22 protein-coding genes are annotated in these 19,364 nt (G+C 42.2%); 20 read left to right on the top strand and 2 right to left on the bottom strand.

Annotated features, from left to right (window positions below; translation table 11 throughout):
• Positions 1-29: 29 nt before the first annotated feature.
• On the bottom strand, positions 30-560 hold the full coding sequence (locus tag MHI20_RS11245; RefSeq protein ID WP_008343445.1) for a DUF2529 domain-containing protein: 531 nt from the start codon (positions 558-560) through the stop codon (positions 30-32).
• A gap of 180 nt (positions 561-740) precedes the next feature.
• On the opposite strand from MHI20_RS11245, the gene MHI20_RS11240 reads away from it, so the two are divergent.
• The 10 genes from MHI20_RS11240 to MHI20_RS11195 all read left to right on the top strand — a co-directional run bounded on the left by MHI20_RS11240 (position 741) and on the right by MHI20_RS11195 (position 11,132).
• The gene (locus MHI20_RS11240) at positions 741-1,115 is read left to right on the top strand and encodes a response regulator (RefSeq protein ID WP_003214681.1); all 375 of its coding nucleotides are present in this window, start codon (positions 741-743) and stop codon (positions 1,113-1,115) included.
• 178 nt (positions 1,116-1,293) lie between these two features.
• Complete coding sequence (locus MHI20_RS11235) at positions 1,294-2,151, top strand: class II fructose-bisphosphate aldolase (protein WP_007497678.1); 858 nt, start codon at positions 1,294-1,296, stop codon at positions 2,149-2,151.
• Positions 2,152-2,262: 111 nt separating this feature from the next.
• Positions 2,263-2,901: a fructose-6-phosphate aldolase gene (fsa, locus tag MHI20_RS11230; protein ID WP_003215343.1), complete on the top strand. Its 639-nt coding sequence runs from the start codon at positions 2,263-2,265 to the stop codon at positions 2,899-2,901.
• A gap of 246 nt (positions 2,902-3,147) precedes the next feature.
• Positions 3,148-4,437 (top strand): UDP-N-acetylglucosamine 1-carboxyvinyltransferase, encoded by a 1,290-nt coding sequence (locus MHI20_RS11225; RefSeq protein ID WP_007497673.1) that lies wholly within the window; start codon positions 3,148-3,150, stop codon positions 4,435-4,437.
• A 32-nt stretch (positions 4,438-4,469) separates the two neighbouring features.
• Complete coding sequence (glpX, locus tag MHI20_RS11220) at positions 4,470-5,435, top strand: class II fructose-bisphosphatase (protein WP_007497670.1); 966 nt, start codon at positions 4,470-4,472, stop codon at positions 5,433-5,435.
• 364 nt (positions 5,436-5,799) lie between these two features.
• Positions 5,800-7,083 (top strand): transcription termination factor Rho, encoded by a 1,284-nt coding sequence (gene rho / locus MHI20_RS11215; RefSeq protein ID WP_007497667.1) that lies wholly within the window; start codon positions 5,800-5,802, stop codon positions 7,081-7,083.
• Between the two features lie 130 nt (positions 7,084-7,213).
• Positions 7,214-7,414 (top strand): 50S ribosomal protein L31, encoded by a 201-nt coding sequence (rpmE, locus tag MHI20_RS11210; protein ID WP_003215407.1) that lies wholly within the window; start codon positions 7,214-7,216, stop codon positions 7,412-7,414.
• Positions 7,415-7,501: 87 nt separating this feature from the next.
• Complete coding sequence (locus MHI20_RS11205; protein ID WP_007497666.1) at positions 7,502-8,104, top strand: thymidine kinase; 603 nt, start codon at positions 7,502-7,504, stop codon at positions 8,102-8,104.
• Positions 8,105-8,383: 279 nt separating this feature from the next.
• On the top strand, positions 8,384-10,084 hold the full coding sequence (gene malS / locus MHI20_RS11200; RefSeq protein WP_008343425.1) for an oxaloacetate-decarboxylating malate dehydrogenase: 1,701 nt from the start codon (positions 8,384-8,386) through the stop codon (positions 10,082-10,084).
• Between the two features lie 91 nt (positions 10,085-10,175).
• Positions 10,176-11,132 (top strand): AEC family transporter, encoded by a 957-nt coding sequence (locus MHI20_RS11195; RefSeq protein ID WP_007497662.1) that lies wholly within the window; start codon positions 10,176-10,178, stop codon positions 11,130-11,132.
• A 34-nt stretch (positions 11,133-11,166) separates the two neighbouring features.
• Here the strand turns inward: MHI20_RS11195 and racA are convergent, their stop codons facing one another.
• Positions 11,167-11,718: a chromosome-anchoring protein RacA gene (gene racA / locus MHI20_RS11190; protein ID WP_096881967.1), complete on the bottom strand. Its 552-nt coding sequence runs from the start codon at positions 11,716-11,718 to the stop codon at positions 11,167-11,169.
• Between the two features lie 210 nt (positions 11,719-11,928).
• Here racA and prfA point away from each other — a divergent pair, with 210 nt between their 5' ends.
• From prfA to MHI20_RS11140, 10 genes are all read left to right on the top strand, one after another.
• Entirely contained in the window at positions 11,929-12,996 is a 1,068-nt protein-coding gene (gene prfA, locus MHI20_RS11185) for a peptide chain release factor 1 (RefSeq protein ID WP_008343422.1), read from the top strand.
• Entirely contained in the window at positions 12,986-13,873 is an 888-nt protein-coding gene (gene prmC / locus MHI20_RS11180) for a peptide chain release factor N(5)-glutamine methyltransferase (RefSeq protein WP_045033923.1), read from the top strand. The genes prfA and prmC overlap by 11 nt, the downstream gene beginning before the upstream one ends.
• A gap of 137 nt (positions 13,874-14,010) precedes the next feature.
• Positions 14,011-14,490 carry a hypothetical protein gene (locus tag MHI20_RS11175; RefSeq protein ID WP_019743247.1) on the top strand — a complete coding sequence of 160 codons (480 nt, stop codon included), beginning with the start codon at positions 14,011-14,013 and terminating at the stop codon, positions 14,488-14,490.
• A 163-nt stretch (positions 14,491-14,653) separates the two neighbouring features.
• Positions 14,654-15,304: a stage II sporulation protein R gene (gene spoIIR, locus MHI20_RS11170; protein ID WP_007497652.1), complete on the top strand. Its 651-nt coding sequence runs from the start codon at positions 14,654-14,656 to the stop codon at positions 15,302-15,304.
• A 63-nt stretch (positions 15,305-15,367) separates the two neighbouring features.
• Positions 15,368-15,811 (top strand): GNAT family N-acetyltransferase, encoded by a 444-nt coding sequence (locus MHI20_RS11165; protein ID WP_007497650.1) that lies wholly within the window; start codon positions 15,368-15,370, stop codon positions 15,809-15,811.
• Positions 15,812-15,972: 161 nt separating this feature from the next.
• The gene (locus MHI20_RS11160; protein WP_255817069.1) at positions 15,973-17,025 is read left to right on the top strand and encodes an L-threonylcarbamoyladenylate synthase; all 1,053 of its coding nucleotides are present in this window, start codon (positions 15,973-15,975) and stop codon (positions 17,023-17,025) included.
• 60 nt (positions 17,026-17,085) lie between these two features.
• On the top strand, positions 17,086-17,640 hold the full coding sequence (locus tag MHI20_RS11155; protein WP_025208133.1) for a manganese efflux pump MntP: 555 nt from the start codon (positions 17,086-17,088) through the stop codon (positions 17,638-17,640).
• Positions 17,641-17,703: 63 nt separating this feature from the next.
• The gene (locus MHI20_RS11150) at positions 17,704-18,162 is read left to right on the top strand and encodes a low molecular weight protein arginine phosphatase (RefSeq protein ID WP_165379183.1); all 459 of its coding nucleotides are present in this window, start codon (positions 17,704-17,706) and stop codon (positions 18,160-18,162) included.
• Between the two features lie 141 nt (positions 18,163-18,303).
• A complete protein-coding gene (gene rpiB / locus MHI20_RS11145) occupies positions 18,304-18,753 on the top strand; it encodes a ribose 5-phosphate isomerase B (RefSeq protein ID WP_003214714.1) in 450 nt (149 codons plus the stop codon).
• A 12-nt stretch (positions 18,754-18,765) separates the two neighbouring features.
• Positions 18,766-19,305 (top strand): TIGR01440 family protein, encoded by a 540-nt coding sequence (locus MHI20_RS11140; protein WP_100324687.1) that lies wholly within the window; start codon positions 18,766-18,768, stop codon positions 19,303-19,305.
• Positions 19,306-19,364: the final 59 nt, after the last annotated feature.

Below are 19,364 nucleotides of genomic sequence, written 5' to 3'. Positions count from 1 at the left end.
CCGAGAATATCATCTTCTCGGCAGTTTTTTTATTCATATTCCTCAACGATTTCTTTCACAGTAAACGATAGAGCATGGTAGACATATAAGCAGGTCATCAGTGCAGGATAGCCGAACCTTGTTCCATCTTCAGCAGGCACAAGTGGTTTTTTGAGCTGAAAATCAATGTGGACATCACAATGCTCTTCAATAAATGACGTCTCCTTTTGTGCAGGACCGACCCCGACAATAGGTGTACCTTGTTCGTGCAGCTCTTTGACAAGGGATTGAATCTCTTGATCTTCTGGATCTGAATAAAATAAAAGCACCCTGTCACTTGGATGAAGTAAGCTGCGCTCCTTTTGATCCAGCGGCAGAACCTTCGCACCCGGAAACGGCTCCTTGCTCTCAGATGCCTCTAAGGCTACAGCCGCCAGTTCATTCTTGCCATGAAAATACACGGCATGTCCACTGACAACGGCCTGAGCAAGAAGGCGTGCACCGTCTTCGATCGCTTCGGCCTGCTTATCTCCAATACGTGAAAAAATACCTGATAATTGGGTAGTGAAAATTTTTAACAAGACTCATTTCCTCCTTCTGTCAGATCATTTTATAATAGAATATAAAGAGAATATTAGGAAAAATGCTCAGAAAATGTCGTAAAGTAAACTATTATAATTAAAGGAAATGTGAAAATCAAACAGAATTATTTAACAACAGCTCTTTTTATGGCGAAAAATGAAAGCAATGGGGTGTAACAGATGAATGAGAAAATTTTAATTGTCGATGATCAGTACGGTATTAGAATATTGCTGAATGAAGTGTTTCATAAAGAAGGCTATCAAACCTTTCAAGCCGCTAACGGACTACAGGCATTAGATATTGTGAAAAACCATAGACCAAACCTCGTCCTGCTTGATATGAAGATTCCCGGAATGGATGGCATTGAGATTTTAAAACGCATGAAATTAATTGATGAAGACATCCGCGTGATCATTATGACAGCTTATGGCGAACTAGATATGATTCAAGAGTCTAAAGAGCTCGGTGCATTAACGCATTTTGCTAAACCATTTGATATTGATGAAATCCGTGATGCAGTCAAAGAATACTTGCCGCTCGAAACAAATGGCTAGATGGAAATGATTGAATCAAGTCATTCTGTTGCCGATTTGTCGAATAATTGGTATTCTAGATAAGAAGAAGAAAGCGATCTGACTTTGAAAGTTTACATATGGCGAGAAATTCTGGTCATGCTAGGGTGGAGAGCTTTTTTTAGTAAGCAAATTAGCTACATAGGGAGGATTTTTCATCATGCCTTTAGTTTCAATGACAGAAATGTTGAAAGACGCAAAGGAAAAAGGTTACGCTGTTGGACAGTTTAACTTAAATAACTTAGAATTCACGCAAGCGATTTTACAAGCTGCTGAAGAAGAGAAATCTCCAGTTATCTTAGGAGTATCTGAAGGAGCAGGACGTTACATGGGCGGCTTTAAAACAGTTGTCGCAATGGTAAAAGCGTTAATCGAAGAATATAATGTAACAGTTCCTGTTGCGATTCATTTAGATCACGGTTCAAGCTTTGAATCTTGTGCAAAAGCCATTCATGCAGGATTTACTTCTGTGATGATTGATGCTTCTCACCATCCATTTGATGAGAACGTAGCGACAACTGCAAAAGTAGTTGAGCTTGCACATTTCCACGGTGTATCTGTAGAAGCTGAGCTTGGAACTGTTGGTGGACAAGAAGACGACGTCATCGCTGAGGGCGTTATTTATGCTGATCCAAAAGAGTGCCAAGAGCTTGTAGAACGTACTGGTATTGACTGCCTTGCGCCTGCACTAGGTTCAGTTCATGGTCCATACAAAGGTGAACCAAACCTTGGTTTCGCTGAAATGGAAGAAATCGGTAAAACAACTGGACTTCCACTTGTTCTTCACGGCGGAACAGGTATCCCGACTGCTGACATCAAGCGTGCGATTTCACTTGGTACAGCAAAAATCAATGTAAACACTGAAAACCAAATTGCTTCTGCGAAAGCAGTTCGCGAAACACTTGCTGCAAAAACAGAAGAGTATGATCCACGTAAATATCTTGGACCAGCTCGTGACGCAATTAAAGCGACTGTTATCGGCAAAATGCGTGAATTTGGTTCTTCTAACCAAGCATAATTTGATGAGAACCGAAAGCCGCCTGAGTCACAGGCGGTTTTCTCCATATCTTGAGAAAGCGCAATCAAATTTACATTTCAGACAATTTATTGATAGGAGAGTGGCACAGTTATGTTATTTTTCGTAGACACAGCGAATATCGCAGACATCAAAGAGGCACACGAGCTTGGCATTTTAGCAGGCGTGACAACAAACCCTAGTTTAGTAGCGAAAGAAAAGGACGTATCGTTCCACGACCGCCTTCGTGAAATCACTGACGTGGTATCAGGTTCAGTTAGTGCGGAAGTCATTTCCCTCAAAGCAGAAGAAATGATCGAAGAAGGAAAAGAGCTTGCTGCTATTGCACCAAATATCACAGTGAAAATCCCGATGACAACAGACGGTCTTAAAGCAGTCAAAGCGTTAACAGACCTTGGGATTAAAACAAACGTCACGTTGATTTTTAGTGCAAACCAGGCACTTCTTGCAGCTAGAGCTGGTGCGACGTATGTCTCTCCATTCCTCGGCCGCTTAGATGACATTGGCCAGAATGGTCTTGATCTCATTAGTGAAGTGAAAACCATTTTTGATGTTCATGGATTAGATACACAAATCATTGCTGCATCCATTCGTCACCCGCAGCATGTGACAGAAGCTGCGCTTAGAGGTGCTCATATCGGCACAATGCCGCTGAAAGTCATCAAGCAGCTGACAAAACACCCATTAACGGATGCAGGCATTGAGCAATTTTTAGCAGACTGGAATAAATAAGTGATTGTGGCAGACGGATACGCATCCGTTTGCCGCAGTTTTCCTTAAATACGCTAAGAAATGTTTTGTGCAAAGAAGAGAACATCACAGCCTCGCAAAGCTTCGATTATTTTTCTTCCGACAAATTTCGTTTAACCTGTATTCTTTCTCTTGATATTGGCTAAATTTTGGACAAGACCTTTTAAAGCGCGACATCCACAAACAGTATAACTCCAACAGTGATCTTCTTTAAGAAGGGAGACAAATATGGAAAAGTTAAACATTGCCGGCGGTGACCCCTTGCGCGGGACCGTACATATTAGTGGTGCGAAAAATAGTGCTGTGGCACTGATTCCTGCCACGATTCTCGCTGATTCTCCAGTAACCATTGAAGGCCTTCCGCATATTTCAGATATTGACACATTACGAGATCTGTTAGAAGAGATTGGCGGAAAGGTCACGTTTGAAAAAGGTGAGATGGTTGTCAATCCTGCCTCCATGATCAGTATGCCGCTTCCTAATGGGAAAGTGAAGAAACTACGAGCATCCTATTATTTAATGGGCGCTATGCTCGGTAGATTCAAGCAGGCTGTCATTGGATTGCCAGGGGGATGTCACTTAGGACCTAGACCGATCGATCAGCATATCAAAGGCTTTGAAGCACTTGGAGCCGAGGTGACAAACGAACAGGGTGCGATTTATTTGCGCGCTGAAAAATTAGTCGGAGCCCGTATTTATCTTGATGTTGTCAGTGTAGGTGCGACCATCAACATCATGCTGGCAGCCGTGCTGGCTGAAGGGAAAACAGTGATTGAAAATGCCGCAAAAGAACCCGAAATTATTGATGTAGCAACACTGCTTGCAAGCATGGGAGCTAAAATCAAAGGTGCGGGGACGGATGTGATTCGGATCGAAGGTGTGGAATCTCTTCATGGCTGCAGGCATTCCATCATCCCTGACCGCATAGAAGCAGGTACATTTTTAATTGCAGGTGCAGCGATGGGGGATGAAGTTGTGCTTGATAATGTGATCCCAACTCATTTAGAATCAATTACGGCGAAACTTAGAGAGATGGGATTCACAATTGAAACAAGCAACGATCAAATGCTGATCGTTGGCAGAAATGAAGGACTCAAGCCTGTCGATATCAAAACCCTTGTGTATCCGGGCTTTCCGACCGATCTTCAACAGCCGATGACGGCTTTGTTAACAAAAGCGAAAGGCACGAGTGTCGTGACAGATACCATTTACTCTGCCCGTTTTAAACACATTGACGAATTGCGTCGAATGGGTGCTAATATGAAGGTGGAAGGAAGATCTGCCATTATTACAGGTCAAACGCAGCTTCAAGGTGCAAAGGTCAAAGCAAGTGATCTGCGAGCAGGTGCTTGTCTCGTTGTTGCAGGGTTAATGGCAGACGGTGTGACCGAAATCACAGGGCTTGAACATATAGACAGAGGATATAGTATGCTTGAGGAGAAGCTTGAAGGCTTGGGTGCAACCATCTGGCGTGAAAAGCTGAATGACCAAGAAATAGAAGAACTTCAAAATTCATAAGGCTTTGACTGTGAGAGGAGATTTGGACAAAAATGGAAAGAAGTTTATCGATGGAACTAGTACGGGTGACAGAAGCAGCTGCATTAAAATCTGCTCGTTGGATGGGTAGAGGTTTAAAAGACGAAGCGGATGATGCTGCAACAAGTGCCATGCGTGATGTATTTGATACGATTCCGATGAAGGGAACTGTGGTCATCGGCGAGGGAGAAATGGACGAAGCGCCAATGCTTTATATTGGGGAAAAGCTTGGAAACGGATATGGACCTCGCGTGGATGTCGCTGTTGATCCATTGGAAGGAACAAATATTGTGGCAAGCGGCGGCTGGAATGCTTTAGCTGTTATTGCTGTTGCAGATCATGGCAACTTGCTGAATGCACCTGATATGTACATGGATAAGATCGCAGTAGGTCCAGAAGCGGTAGGCTGCATCGACATTGAAGCGCCTGTCATTGACAATCTTCGTGCTGTTGCAAAAGCAAAAAACAAAGATATTGAAGATGTTGTTGCGACAATTTTAAACAGAGAGCGACATGAAAAGATCATTGCTGAGCTGAGAGAAGCTGGAGCAAGAATCAAGCTGATCGATGATGGTGACGTTGCAGGAGCCATTAATACAGCATTTGATCACACAGGTGTTGATATTCTATTTGGTTCAGGTGGAGCGCCTGAAGGTGTCCTTTCTGCTGTTGCGTTAAAAGCACTTGGTGGAGAAATCCACGGTAAGCTTCTTCCACAAAGTGAAGAAGAGCTGAGACGCTGTGAGAAAATGGGACTGGATGTTGGAAAAGTCCTCAGAATGGAAGACCTCGTGAAAGGCGATGACGCCATTTTTGCAGCGACAGGTGTAACAGATGGCGAGTTATTAAAAGGTGTTCAATTTAAAGGCTCTGTTGGAACAACACATAGTGTTGTCATGCGTGCGAAATCAGGTACTGTTCGATTCGTCGATGGCAGACACAGTTTAAAGAAAAAACCGAATCTTGTCATTCGTCCGTAATCTGAAAGCGGGTATTCTTTACCCGCTTTTCATATAGGTGTCAAATATATATCATTTTCTTTTTAAAGTTGAATATTCCCTGCAAATGAGGTAAAACTAAAGAGTGCTGCGAAATTTTCTGCGAATTTACTTCTTTTAAGCTTCAACAAGTTTAAATACTGCCGCATCATGACGATATACTCATTATCCTTCTCTATGTTGACAAAGCTCAATTTCACATTGTTCCTATCTTTACGATAAAACGAGTGGGAGCGTTACCATGAGAGCGAGGTCATTCCAACAAAAACGGAATTAAAAGCTAATCAAATACAATGGTCATGCATTTGTAATGAAATACATTGACTAGAAAAGTGTGGTGTCCATATTGAAAGATGTTTCGATTTCATCTTTGGAAAATATGAAATTAAAAGAGCTGTATGAGTTAGCAAAAAAGTACAAAATCTCTTATTACAGCAAACTAACAAAAAAAGAATTAATTTTTGCCATCTTAAAGGCGAATGCTGAGCAAGAGGATCTCTTATTTATGGAAGGGGTTCTAGAAATTATTCAGTCAGAGGGATTTGGTTTCTTAAGACCAATTAACTACTCCCCAAGTTCTGAAGACATTTATATTTCAGCTTCACAAATCAGACGCTTTGATTTAAGAAATGGTGATAAGGTGTCTGGAAAGGTACGACCTCCAAAAGAGAATGAACGCTACTATGGCCTCCTTCATGTCGAAGCGGTAAATGGGGACGACCCAGAATCAGCTAAGGAACGTGTTCACTTTCCTGCACTCACGCCGCTATTCCCTGATCGTCAAATGATTCTTGAAACACAGCCTAATCACCTGTCTACTAGAATTATGGATATGATGGCGCCAGTTGGGTTTGGGCAACGTGGTTTAATTGTTGCACCGCCTAAGGCTGGGAAAACCATTTTGCTCAAAGAAATTGCCAACAGCATCTCTGAAAATCATCCAGAGGCAGAACTGATTGTTCTTCTTATTGACGAACGTCCAGAGGAAGTAACAGATATCGAACGTTCTGTTGCAGGGGATGTCGTTAGCTCAACCTTTGACGAAGTACCGGAAAACCACATTAAAGTAGCAGAGCTTGTATTAGAGCGTGCGATGCGTCTAGTTGAACATAAAAAAGATGTCATCATCTTAATGGACAGCATCACAAGGCTTGCTCGGGCATACAACCTTGTCATCCCGCCAAGCGGCCGAACGCTTTCCGGCGGTATTGATCCAGCGGCTTTCCACCGTCCAAAACGCTTCTTTGGTGCTGCGCGTAACATCGAAGAAGGTGGGAGCTTGACCATTTTAGCTACTGCACTTGTTGATACGGGATCACGTATGGATGATGTGATTTATGAAGAGTTTAAAGGAACAGGAAACATGGAGCTCCATTTAGATCGTTCTCTTGCAGAAAGAAGAATTTTCCCAGCCATCGACATTCGTCGTTCCGGTACAAGAAAAGAAGAGCTGCTTGTGCCTAAAGAACATCTTGATCGTCTATGGGCGATGAGAAAATCAATGTCAGATACACCTGATTTCGCTGAGAAATTCATGCGCAAAATGAGAAAAACAAAGACAAACCAAGAATTTTTCGATATTTTAACGCAAGAGTGGAAACAAGCAAATATGTCTGCATCAAGAAGATAGCTTCTTGAAAAAATACATTTGCAATCATAGACTCACACTGTTATAATTTTATCATGTGCGTTTCAGAATTTATTCTGAGATATTAACTCTGTTTCCGAATTGGATTCAGGGCGGAAGGAGATGACAGTAGATGAAAACAGGAATTCATCCTAACTACAAAAAAGCTACAGTCAAATGCGCTTGTGGAAATGAGTTTGAAACTGGATCAGTAAAAGAAGAGGTACGCATCGAGATTTGCTCTGAGTGCCATCCTTTCTATACAGGCCGTCAAAAATTCGCTTCTGCTGATGGACGTGTTGACCGCTTTAACAAAAAATACGGTCTTAAGTAATAATAGATACAATAAACAGGCAGGAATCCGTTCTTGCCTGTTTTTTTACGTGGATTGATGGAACTTTAAAACGGGGGAGAAGACCTTATGTATGTGATGAAACAAAGCGGTTGGCTTGAAGTCATCTGCGGAAGTATGTTTTCTGGAAAGTCGGAAGAATTGATTCGGAGAGCCAAAAGAGCCACCTTTGCCAAACAAGAAGTAAAAATATTCAAACCAGCGATTGACAACCGGTATAGCACAAGCTCAGTTGTGTCACATAACGGTTCATCCGTCGATGGGATTGCAGTAACCTCACCAAAAGACATAATAACGCACATATCAGAACGAACCGATGTCATTGGCATTGATGAGGTGCAATTTTTTGATGAGACAATCATTGATATTGTCACTCAGTTGGCTGATAAAGGCTACCGAGTCATTGTTGCAGGCCTTGATCAAGACTTCAGAGGAGAGCCATTTGGTGTTGTTCCGCATTTAATGGCATGTGCAGAGCTTGTAACAAAACTTCAAGCAGTTTGTTCGGTATGCGGCTCCCCAGCGAGTAGAACACAACGCTTGATCGACGGTAAACCCGCATCCTATGATGATCCCATTATTTTAGTAGGTGCGCAGGAATCATACGAAGCACGATGCAGACATCACCATGAAGTACCAAAACTAGATGTTGGTACAACACTTGACAATTAAAAAAATAGCAAATGCCGCTGTGTTTCGTTTTTCGAGTTTTTGGCTGAACACCCATCATTTGTACTTAAATAAATTAAATAACGCTACGAAAAAATTATCTAATTTTCAACGCTTGCGTTTTGGTATAAGCAGGCATAAAATGACTAACTGTAGTGTAAAGCATTTAAACGAAAAGTTCGATTTCTTGTCATAATTTTTTTGATTAAGGATTTTTCTCCTTGATCGTTCTTTGTATTAATAGTTCACTTTATTTATATTTTAGAAAGAGGGTAGTTTTTGATGAACAACGTGAAGAAAACAAAAGAAGGGTACCTCGAAACCACTTTGACAGGTAAAGATGTATTATCGATTCCAACGTTGAACAAAGGCGTTGCTTTCTCTGAAGAAGAAAGACAAGAGCTTGGACTAGAAGGATTACTTCCTCCAACTGTTCTGACTTTAGAACAGCAAGCAGAGAGAGCATACAAGCAATTTCTAGCTCAGCCAGATCGTCTTCGTCAAAACGTATACTTAAGTGATTTGCAAAACCGTAACGAAGTATTATTCTATAAGCTTCTAACGGACAAGCTTCGTGAAATGCTTCCTGTTGTTTACACACCAACTGTTGGTGAAGCGATTCAAGAATACAGCCATGAATACAGAAGACCTCATGGTGTCTACCTTTCAATCGACAACATTGACGGTATTGAGAAAGCATTTGAAAACTTACATGCAACAGCAGGCGACATCGACCTCATCGTAGCAACTGACTCTGAGAGTATTCTTGGAATTGGTGACTGGGGTGTTGGTGGTATCAACATCGCAATTGGTAAATTAGCTGTTTACACGGCTGCAGCAGGGATTGATCCAAGCCGCGTGATTCCAGTTGTATTAGATGTTGGAACTAACAATGAAAAATTATTAAATGATCCATTGTACATCGGGAACCACCACAAACGTGTACAAGGTGAAAAATACGAAGAGTTCATTGATGCGTATGTCAAAGCAGCACTTAAATTCTTCCCGAAAGCATTGCTTCACTGGGAAGACCTTGGAAACAAAAATGCGCGTAACATCATGAAAAAATACAACGACAACATCTTAACATTTAATGATGATATCCAAGGTACTGGTGCCATTACTTTAGCGGGTGTTCTTGCAGCTGTCAAGAAAACTGGTACTCAATTGAAAGATCACCGTGTGATGATTTTCGGAGCTGGATCAGCTGGAATCGGAATCGCCGATCAAATGCGTGACACAATGGTTCTTGAAGGTCTAAGTGAAGAAGAAGCAAACAATGCATTCTGGACGTTAGACTACAGAGGATTGCTAACAGATCAGTTTGAAGATGAAGTGCTTGATTTCCAAAAACCATACCTTCGTTCTTCTGATGAAGTAGAAGGCTGGGCTCGTGATGAAAAAGGACAAATCTCATTTGCTGAAGCTGTTCGCAAGGTGAAGCCAACCATTCTTATTGGTACATCAGGTCAAGGCGGCGCATTCACTGAAGAAATTATTAAAGAAATCGCAGCTCATACAGAGCGTCCAGTGATCATGCCGATGTCTAACCCAACTCCACTTGCTGAAGCAGTACCGGAAGATCTATTCAAATGGACAGACGGTCGTGCGCTTGTTGCAACTGGAAGCCCATTCGAAAATGTCGAGTATAACGGAATTGAACATGAAATCGGACAATCAAACAATGCGTTCGTTTTCCCTGGACTTGGTCTTGGTTCAATCGTAACGGAATCAAAAATTATCACAAAAGGCATGTTCGTTGCTTCTGCAAATGCGATCGCTGAAATGGTTGATCATGATAAACCAGGCGCTGGACTGCTTCCAAGCATTGATAAATTGCAAGAAGTATCAATCAAGGTAGCTGTTGAAGTAGCAAAAGCAGCAATTAAAGATGGTGTCGCAAGAAGAACACCTGACAACATCGAACAAGCTGTGAAAGATGCTATGTGGATTCCTGAATATAAAAAAATTGTAAGAGCATAATAAAATGTGTAACGCGGCATTGTTTCGGGTAATGTAAGCAATGCCGCTATAAAATAAGAAACATGTAAAGGATTCAAGGAGGAATAGTAAGATGGACTTTTTAAATATTTTGATCCTCCTAGCACCGATTTTTTTCGTTATCGCGCTGGGTTGGTTCGCAGGGAACTTCGGCAGCTATGACGCTAAATCTGCAAAAGGTGTAAGTACACTTGTTACAAAGTATGCTTTGCCAGCGCACTTTATCGCCAGCATTCTGTCAACACCAAAAGATAAATTCTATAGTCAAATTCCATTTTTCGTTGCATTGATTCTCGGAATCGTAGGCTTTTATATCATTATCCTTTTAGTTACGAAATTTGCTTTTAAATATGATTTAACAGATTCATCTGTTTTCTCATTAAACTCAGCACAACCGACCTTTGCATTTATGGGGATTCCGGTCTTGGGCAGTTTATTTGGGGCTCAAGAAGTTGCAATTCCGATTGCTATTACCGGAATAGTTGTAAATGCATTGCTTGATCCAATTGCTATTATTGTGTCAACTGTCGGTGAAAAAACAAAAGGAAAAGCCAAAGACGGCGAAAGTTTCCTAAAAATGACGACGAAAGCGATTTTGCACGGTTTATCTGAGCCGCTTGCGCTTGCACCGTTAGCAAGTATCATTCTTGTTCTTTTAGGATTTAAACTTCCTGAAATCGGACATGAAATGCTAGAGGAAATTGGAAGTGTGACATCAGGGGTTGCGCTCTTTGCAGTCGGTGTCACAGTCGGTATCCGCAAAATTAAACTGAGCTTACCAGCTTTCAGTATCGCATTGCTCAAAGTAGCTGTACAACCGTTACTTATGTATTTTATCGCCATTCTTATGGGTCTTTCGGCGGATGAAATTACAAAAGCTGTATTGCTTGTTGCCTTCCCAGGTTCAGCTGTTGCGGCCATGATCGCCACTCGATTTGAGAAACAGGAAGCAGAAACAGCATCGGCATTTGTGATCAGTGCGATCATGTCACTCATTACATTACCGATCATTATTGCACTTACCGTATAATATAGTAGAAAGGCTGCCTTATAGGCAGCCTTTCTTAGCGAAATGAATGAAACAGAGGGAAGAGCACACGCTTTTTTTTCATGTCGGGGTGTGCCTTTTCCTTTTCTTCTTCTTTTAATGGTTTTGGTTTTGTCAATGTGGCTGTGAGGCGTTCTAATTTTGCAGTTAATTCTTCAATTTCTCTTCTGTGCTGGAGGAGCTGGTAGGAAACGCCTTCATCTGCTTTCTTAGCGAGTTTCCGTTCTATTTCTTGGAAACGGGCTTCAATATGACTGACATGTGATTGCTCTTGAAGGAGCTGTTTCACTTGTTCTTCTAAGGCTTCTATCCGTTTTGATGAGTCAGAAGTTTCTACAGCAGGTGATAATTGCTGGGCGGTTTCTTCATGGATCGGCAGTCTAATGTCATGGAGAATCACACCTTCGTTCATTTGGTGTTGGACCTCTTTGAGCAGCTGGACAATGTCATCATGAAATTCGTAATGTCCAAGTTCATTCCGGGCGACAGGGATGTTGAGCTGTTTGACCCAGCGCTGAATGGTTTTTGAAGATACACCAATTTCCTTTGCAACCTCATTTGTATTCAAACCAAATGCCCTCCCTTTTTTCAATTACAAGTACCATTCTCTTTCGTGAGCATCCGTTCCTTCACGTTAGACAAAACAAGTAACCAATCGCCAAAGATCGTGTTTTCTAGTGAAAAATTGCAGAAAATCAATTGTTTTGGAAATTTTTTTGACTGTCATACCCCGCTATACTATAATTAGACTGTTACGCACAAAACAGAGGTGAAGACCATGTTAGACCGTTTAAAATCAATTGAAGAACGCTATGAAAAGCTAAATGAATATTTAAGTGACCCTGAAGTGGTGAACGACCCTAAGAAGCTTCGTGAATATTCGAAGGAACAATCTGATATTCAAGAAACTGTTGAGGTATATAGACAATATCGTGCGGCATATGATCAGCTAAGTGATGCGAAAGCCATGCTGGAAGATAAGCTCGATGCCGATATGCGCGACATGGTCAAAGAAGAAATTTCAGAGCTCACAGAGGAAACAGAACGTTTAGAAGACGAGCTGAAAATCTTGCTCATCCCGAAAGATCCGAATGACGATAAGAACGTTATTGTGGAGGTTCGTGGTGCAGCGGGCGGAGAAGAGGCTGCGCTGTTTGCAGGAAACTTGTACCGTATGTACAGCCGTTATGCTGAAATGCAAGGCTGGAAAACGGAAGTCATGGAAGCGAGTGTCACTGGAACTGGCGGTTATAAGGAGATCATCTTTATGATTAGCGGTAAAGGTGCATATTCTAAACTAAAGTTTGAAAACGGTGCACACCGCGTGCAGCGTGTTCCTGAAACTGAGTCAGGCGGCCGTATTCATACATCAACAGCGACAGTTGCTGTATTACCAGAGGCTGAGGAAGTTGAAATTGATATCCACGAAAAAGATATTCGTGTGGATACATTTGCATCAAGCGGACCAGGGGGACAAAGTGTTAACACCACAATGTCTGCTGTTCGTTTGACTCACCTTCCAACAGGTGTAGTGGTTTCCTGTCAGGATGAGAAATCACAAATCAAAAACAAAGAAAAAGCGATGAAAGTTTTGCGTGCGAGAATTTATGATAAATTCCAGCGTGAAGCACAAGCTGAATATGATCAAACCCGTAAATCTGCTGTTGGAACAGGGGATCGTTCAGAGCGTATCCGTACGTACAATTTCCCGCAAAACCGCGTGACGGACCACCGTATCGGATTGACGATTCAAAAGCTTGATCAAATTTTAGAAGGAAAACTTGACGAGGTCATTGATGCATTAATTATGGAAGACCAAGCAAGAAAACTTCAAAATGCAAAATAAAGAGCGAACGATCTTTGAAGCCCTTAAATGGGCTTCTTCTTTGTTAACGGAAGCAGGCAGAGACCAAAACGCAGCAGAGTTAATGTTGATGCATGTGCTTGGATGGAGCAGAAGTGAACTTCTTGCCCGTTTTCATGATCCACTGCCAGAGGAGCAAGATTCACAATTCAGCAAGTTCGTCGCACAGCACAAGCGTGGAGTGCCTGTGCAGCATTTAACGGGTGTTGAATTTTTTTATGGGCGTCCTTTTGAGGTAAACAAACACGTTCTGATTCCTCGTCCTGAAACGGAGGAAGTGGTGCTGGCGGCATTGAATATGATGAATCGCGTTTTTCCTAATGATCAGCCGCTCAAAGCTGTTGATGTAGGAACAGGTAGCGGTGCAATTGCGATTACGTTAGCTCTTGAAAAAGAATCTCTCACTGTGACAGCGACGGATATTTCACATGAAGCACTTGAAGTAGCAAAGCGAAATCAAGAAGCGCTTGGTGCAGACGTTCATTTTGTCCAAGGGGATTTACTTGAACCGATTATGGCTCAAGGCATCAAAGTCGATGTGTTTATTTCCAATCCGCCTTATATTGCGGCAGAAGAAATGGATGGTTTATCAGAGGTTGTCACAAAGCATGAACCTGTCAATGCGCTGACAGATGGGCGTGATGGCCTGTGGTTTTATGAGCGTATCGCCTGTGATCTCCACAAAGTACTTCATCAGCAAGCGGTGGTTGTCTTAGAAATAGGACATACACAAGCACAAGATGTAAAAGCGCTTCTTTTGCAGGCGTTCCCTTCAGCTGATGTTCATATCATCAAGGATATCAACGGAAAGGATCGAGCGGTTTGCGCACACATTCAAAACGGAAGTCCGGCTGAATAAAGTCGGACTATTTTATTATGTAAAGATGAAACTTATGGTAAAAGGGAAACGTATATATAGAAGAATGAACATTCTGATCATGATTTTTTACATAAATTTGTTTTGAAGGAGCGAATGGTGTGAACAGAAGGTATGCGATGGTGTTGGTCATCGTCAGTGTACTATTGATTGTGAGTGCTTGCGGTAAACCGAGCTTTAAAAAAGAAGCAGCAGCATTTGGGGAAAACTATAAAAAAGCACAATACACAGTGAATCGGACGGATGACCTATCTGACATGAAGGAGAAGTTGAAGGATTATTTAACAGAGCATGAATATCAAGAATATACAGAAGACAGCATGTTTCCAAGTGTATTAGAAGCAGCAAAAGATCAAGATTGTCAAATTAAACTGAAAAAAATTACGTTTACACCTTCAGATGAAAGCGATGACAGGATTGAATTTGACTATGAAATGATCATTCAATTTATTGACCATAAAGGAAAGGTCAAAAAGGAAATTGAGAAAAAAGGTGCAATGACAGTTATCAAAACAGATTCGGGATTAAAAATCAGCCGAGATTGGGATGGAAGACTGTACCCGTCCGATTACCAATCCTCACTAAAAAGCCGTTCATAAGTTGTTGAATGGCTTTTTTGCATGCAGAAAAAACATTGATTCGCTCACCTCATGTAGTTGTTTTTTACTCATAATCTATTAAAAAAATCATTTTTGCTGTTTACGAGATGCGTTTCCTGGACACAATGTTTGTAGCGAAGAGAAAAAGTGGGGGGAACACATCATGTTCAAAAGTAAAATGATGATTTGTCTTTATATGTTTCTATTATTATGTGGTGCTTTTGCAAACCTTGGAAAAGAGGAGACGGCGGCTGCTTCTGCCAATCAGCCTGTTGTGATTCCAGATGAAGCCATTCGTTTACGCATTTTAGCCAACAGTGACCGGTCGGCAGATCAAGATGTGAAACGAAGTATTCGAGATGAGGTCAATGCCAATATAACGGAGTGGGTGAAAGACCTCACATCCATTGAAGAAGCCAGACGTGTGATTCGTTCAAAGCTTCCAGACATCAATCGTATTGCCAAAGCAAAATTAAAGGAACAACACATTGATCAATCCGTATCGGTCAGCTTTCAAAAAGCCTCATTTCCAACAAAGCTATATGGTAACTTTGTTTATCCTGCTGGGAAATATGAAGCCATTTTGATTACGTTAGGGGAAGGAGACGGAGCCAATTGGTGGTGTGTGTTATTCCCACCGCTCTGCTTTATCGATTTTTCAAACGGAGAAGCGATCGCCTCACCAGAAGGAGATGATAAAGAGCAGGTAGCTGCAGAGCCATCAAATGAATCTGTCAATGAAGTGGTAAAAGAAGAAGAGACGGGTGAAGTGAAATTCTTTCTGTTCGAATGGGTCTCTAGTCTTTTCTCTTAAAAAAGGTCTAAATCTGTTTTTGCCTCATAGAGTTGAAGTAAGAGAACAAAAAGAGGTGAAAGCATGTATTATCAATTAAGAATAGCGACAGAAGAAGATGCCCCGGCCATTAATGCTTTTCTTGAAAAAGGCCAAGCAAAAGGCGGGGTGACGATTGCAGAGCGTACGTCATTTGTGGTCATGGAAGATGCAGACGGTGAGCTTGCAGGCTGTTTAGGCCTTGAACGACTAAATGAACAAGAAGGATTGCTAAGATCACTTGTGATATCAGATAAACTTGGTCAGGGGCATATCGTTTCTCTGTTCCAAAGTGTTCAAACGCTAGGGGAAAAACAAGGTGTGGACACCTTTTATGTTGTAGCCAATCACTCCTCTTCGCATGATTTTTTAGCGCTGATGGGCTTTACGCCTATAGAGGAAATCCCAGAAAGTGTGTGGGTATCTGCGCATGCAAAAGAGTCGTTGGGAAAAGAGCAGGCGGTTGTGCTGCAAAAAACAGCGAGTTAATCACAAAACACCGGACTTATTCACATACTTATCCACTGTAAAACAAGCGTTATCCACAAATTGTGGACAACGCTTGTTTTATTTAGCATCATCTTTTATACTTTCAAAAGGATAATTGAGATATATCAACAGTTTTATCTTTTTTAAAAGGAGTTTGTATGATGTTAAATACAAAAAGGTGGTCTGTGGATTTAAAAAAGGATTTATCCACATACTATCCACAAATTGAACAAGCAGCTCTGTTGTTGCGGCAGAATGAAGTGGTCGCTTTTCCGACAGAAACGGTATATGGACTAGGGGCAAATGCAAAAGAGACAGAGGCTGTGAAGAAAATTTATGAAGCGAAAGGACGCCCAAGTGATAATCCGTTGATTGTTCACATTGCGGATGTTCAACAGCTTCATGAATTTGCGCAAATAGAAAATGAAAAAGTAACAGCGCTGATGGATGCCTTTTGGCCAGGCGCTCTCACCATTGTTCTACCTTGTAAGCCGGGCACATTATCAAAGCAGGTGACGGCAGGTTTAACGACAGTAGGCGTAAGAATGCCTGATCATCCTGTTGCGCTTGAACTCATCCGAGCAGCTGGTCTGCCAATTGCCGCGCCAAGTGCCAACCGTTCGGGAAAACCGTCGCCGACACTTGCGGATCATGTCGCGAGTGATCTTGATGGGAAAATTGCTGGCATTGTCGATGGTGGTTCAACAGGTATTGGCGTGGAGTCAACGGTTGTATCCTGTGTAGACGAGATTCCAGTGATCTTAAGGCCGGGCGGTATTACAAAAGAAGCGTTAGAAGAGGTCGTAGGAACAGTCAACACGGATCCAGGGTTGACGAAAAAGGACGAGGCGCCTGTATCGCCGGGAATGAAATACACACATTATGCACCTGAAGCACAAATGTATATATTTCATGGAAGTGATGAAGACATGCAGCTGCACATTCAGAAGCACCGAGCTGAAGGACTAAAAGTAGGTGTGCTGACGACAGAAGAAAAGAAGGAATGGTTTGCGGCAGATGTTATCTTTAGCTGTGGATGGAGAGAAAAGCCTGAAACGGTTGCGGCAAACTTATATCGTGTGCTGAGACAATTTGATGAAACGGATGTAGACTTGATCATTTCAGAAGCCTTCTCAGAGCAGGGAGTTGGTTCTGCGATCATGAACCGTCTGCAAAAAGCGGCAGGAGGGCGCACTCTCTCTTCATTCAAATAGTTCTAACCTCTCTTGGACAAACATAGGTTAAAGGAGAATGCGTGTCCAAGGGGGATTTACATGAATGAACTAGCTGGCGAATTGCTCACACTCAGTATCATGGCTTTTGCACTTGGAATGGATGCCTTTTCGGTTGGACTCGGCATGGGGATGATTCAGTTGAGATTCCGCCAGATCCTTTATATTGGACTTGTCATTGGGATATTTCATATGTTTATGCCTCTTTTTGGCATGCTAACAGGTCAGCTTTTATCTGGCTGGCTTGGGCTCCTAGCAACCTATATTGGCGGGGCGCTGCTTTTGGTGCTGGGTCTGCAAATGATCATCGCTTCTATCCGAAAAGAAGATAAGCCATTTATCGCACCTGTTGGGGCCGGTCTCGTTCTTTTTGCAACAAGTGTGAGTTTAGATAGTTTTTCCGTTGGCTTAAGCCTAGGGATTTACGGTTCTCGGGTGTTGATGACCATTTTATTGTTTGGCTTTTTTAGTATGATGCTCACATGGCTTGGATTATTACTCGGTAAACAGGTTCGGTCATGGGTAGGTTCATACAGCGGTGCGCTTGGCGGATTGATTTTACTAGCCTTTGGAATCAAATTATTATTTCCGCTCTAGCCAGTCTCCTTACATAACATGTAGAATGAAATGCTATATAATAGAAGAAAAGGAGGTCGAAAGATGAATATCTTATTTGTTTGTACGGGAAATACTTGCAGAAGTCCGATGGCTCAAGCCCTTTTTTCCTCCATTGCAGATGAAAAAGGCTTACAGGTCACTGTAAAATCAGCGGGCATCTTCGCCTCTGATGCAGGGAAGGCTTCTCCTCAAGCAGTCGAAGCATTATTTGAGAAAAGCATTCCACTGAATCACTCATCGTCTAAACTAACAGAAGAACTTCTTCGTGAAGCAGATTATGTCTTCACCATGACGATTCAGCATAAACAGTTGATTGTGGAGCAATATGCTCATGTGAAAGACAAGGTCTTCACTCTAAAAGAATTTGCGACAGGATCAGAAGGTGACGTGTCGGATCCATTTGGAGGGAGTCTCTCCATTTATCAGGAGACACGAGATGAACTAGAAACGCTATTGTATCAACTTGCTAAAAAGCTTAAACAGGATCACAAATCCTCATAAATGGACAACCTGTAAAACCGTTGCGCAAACGGTTTTTCTGCTTTTGTTTGCAAATGACTAGGCAGAGGTTAAAATATAACTGTAAATAAAGAATGAATGTAAGACATGACAGATTAACTCACCCTTAGGAGGAATTGCCCGATGAAAGTAGCCATTGCATCCGATCACGGCGGAACGAATATTCGTGAAGAAATCAAACAACTAATGGATGAATTAAAGATTGAATACATTGATATGGGTTGTGAATGTGGATCAGGTTCTGTAGACTACCCTGACTATGCTTTTCCTGTAGCCAATATGGTGGCAAACGGGGAAGTCGATCGAGGCATTTTAATTTGCGGGACAGGTATCGGTATGAGCATTTCAGCAAACAAAGTGAAAGGCATCCGCTGTGCATTGGCGCATGATACATTCAGTGCAAAGGCGACGAGAGAACATAACGATACAAATGTTCTTGCGATGGGAGAACGAGTCATTGGACCAGGATTGGCAAGAGAGATTGCTCACATTTGGCTGACAACAGAATTTACTGCAGGACGTCATGCTGTGCGGATTGGTAAAATCGCTGATTACGAAGAAAAGCACCTGTAAGGAGCGTTTAACATGAACATTGGTCAAGATTGGCTTGAGATGTTAAAAGAGTTTCATCAAACAGTTGAACTGCGAGCCGGCCACATTTTAGTGATTGGCTGCAGTACGTCAGAAGTGGCTGGCGAGCACATTGGGACAGCGGGAAGTGAGCAAATTGCTGAAGCTATTTATCAAGAGCTCGATCAACTGAGACGCGAGACAGGAATTGAATTGGCCTTCCAATGCTGCGAGCATTTGAATCGTGCCCTCGTTGTGGAAGAGGAGGTGGCGTACCGGCTTAACTTAGAAATTGTAGCGGCAGTACCTGTCCGTAAGGCGGGTGGTTCTATGGCGGCGCATGCGTATCAGCAAATGGAACACCCTGTGCTGGTTGAATCCATTTCAGCGCATGCAGGGATTGATATCGGTGATACATTCATCGGCATGCACTTAAAGCGGGTAGCCGTACCGGTCCGTCTCAGCCGTCATCAATTAGGACAAGCACATGTGACGTTTGCAAAAACTCGTCCAAAGCTGATTGGCGGAGAACGAGCCGTTTATACAAGTTCATAGTTCGGATATATTTCTAATATAATGTTGAATGATGAAGACGCTTCACCCTTTGAATATTC

Origin of the sequence: Bacillus sp. FSL K6-1106 (genome assembly GCF_038005245.1) — a bacterium.
GTDB lineage: Bacteria > Bacillota > Bacilli > Bacillales > Bacillaceae > Bacillus > Bacillus altitudinis.
Note: the sequence above shows the minus strand (reverse complement) of the source record. Positions and strands in the feature narration are given on the sequence as shown.

What these genes read in the sequence shown, in the direction of transcription:
- MHI20_RS11240 (WP_003214681.1), top strand. Translation starts at nt 741, where the DNA reads ATGAATGAGAAAATTTTAATTGTCGATGATCAGTACGGTATTAGAATA.
- MHI20_RS11235 (WP_007497678.1), top strand. Translation starts at nt 1,294, where the DNA reads ATGCCTTTAGTTTCAATGACAGAAATGTTGAAAGACGCAAAGGAAAAA.
- fsa (WP_003215343.1), top strand. Translation starts at nt 2,263, where the DNA reads ATGTTATTTTTCGTAGACACAGCGAATATCGCAGACATCAAAGAGGCA.
- MHI20_RS11225 (WP_007497673.1), top strand. Translation starts at nt 3,148, where the DNA reads ATGGAAAAGTTAAACATTGCCGGCGGTGACCCCTTGCGCGGGACCGTA.
- glpX (WP_007497670.1), top strand. Translation starts at nt 4,470, where the DNA reads ATGGAAAGAAGTTTATCGATGGAACTAGTACGGGTGACAGAAGCAGCT.
- rpmE (WP_003215407.1), top strand. Translation starts at nt 7,214, where the DNA reads ATGAAAACAGGAATTCATCCTAACTACAAAAAAGCTACAGTCAAATGC.
- MHI20_RS11205 (WP_007497666.1), top strand. Translation starts at nt 7,502, where the DNA reads ATGTATGTGATGAAACAAAGCGGTTGGCTTGAAGTCATCTGCGGAAGT.
- malS (WP_008343425.1), top strand. Translation starts at nt 8,384, where the DNA reads ATGAACAACGTGAAGAAAACAAAAGAAGGGTACCTCGAAACCACTTTG.
- MHI20_RS11195 (WP_007497662.1), top strand. Translation starts at nt 10,176, where the DNA reads ATGGACTTTTTAAATATTTTGATCCTCCTAGCACCGATTTTTTTCGTT.
- prfA (WP_008343422.1), top strand. Translation starts at nt 11,929, where the DNA reads ATGTTAGACCGTTTAAAATCAATTGAAGAACGCTATGAAAAGCTAAAT.
- prmC (WP_045033923.1), top strand. Translation starts at nt 12,986, where the DNA reads ATGCAAAATAAAGAGCGAACGATCTTTGAAGCCCTTAAATGGGCTTCT.
- MHI20_RS11175 (WP_019743247.1), top strand. Translation starts at nt 14,011, where the DNA reads ATGGTGTTGGTCATCGTCAGTGTACTATTGATTGTGAGTGCTTGCGGT.
- spoIIR (WP_007497652.1), top strand. Translation starts at nt 14,654, where the DNA reads ATGTTCAAAAGTAAAATGATGATTTGTCTTTATATGTTTCTATTATTA.
- MHI20_RS11165 (WP_007497650.1), top strand. Translation starts at nt 15,368, where the DNA reads ATGTATTATCAATTAAGAATAGCGACAGAAGAAGATGCCCCGGCCATT.
- MHI20_RS11160 (WP_255817069.1), top strand. Translation starts at nt 15,973, where the DNA reads ATGTTAAATACAAAAAGGTGGTCTGTGGATTTAAAAAAGGATTTATCC.
- MHI20_RS11155 (WP_025208133.1), top strand. Translation starts at nt 17,086, where the DNA reads ATGAATGAACTAGCTGGCGAATTGCTCACACTCAGTATCATGGCTTTT.
- MHI20_RS11150 (WP_165379183.1), top strand. Translation starts at nt 17,704, where the DNA reads ATGAATATCTTATTTGTTTGTACGGGAAATACTTGCAGAAGTCCGATG.
- rpiB (WP_003214714.1), top strand. Translation starts at nt 18,304, where the DNA reads ATGAAAGTAGCCATTGCATCCGATCACGGCGGAACGAATATTCGTGAA.
- MHI20_RS11140 (WP_100324687.1), top strand. Translation starts at nt 18,766, where the DNA reads ATGAACATTGGTCAAGATTGGCTTGAGATGTTAAAAGAGTTTCATCAA.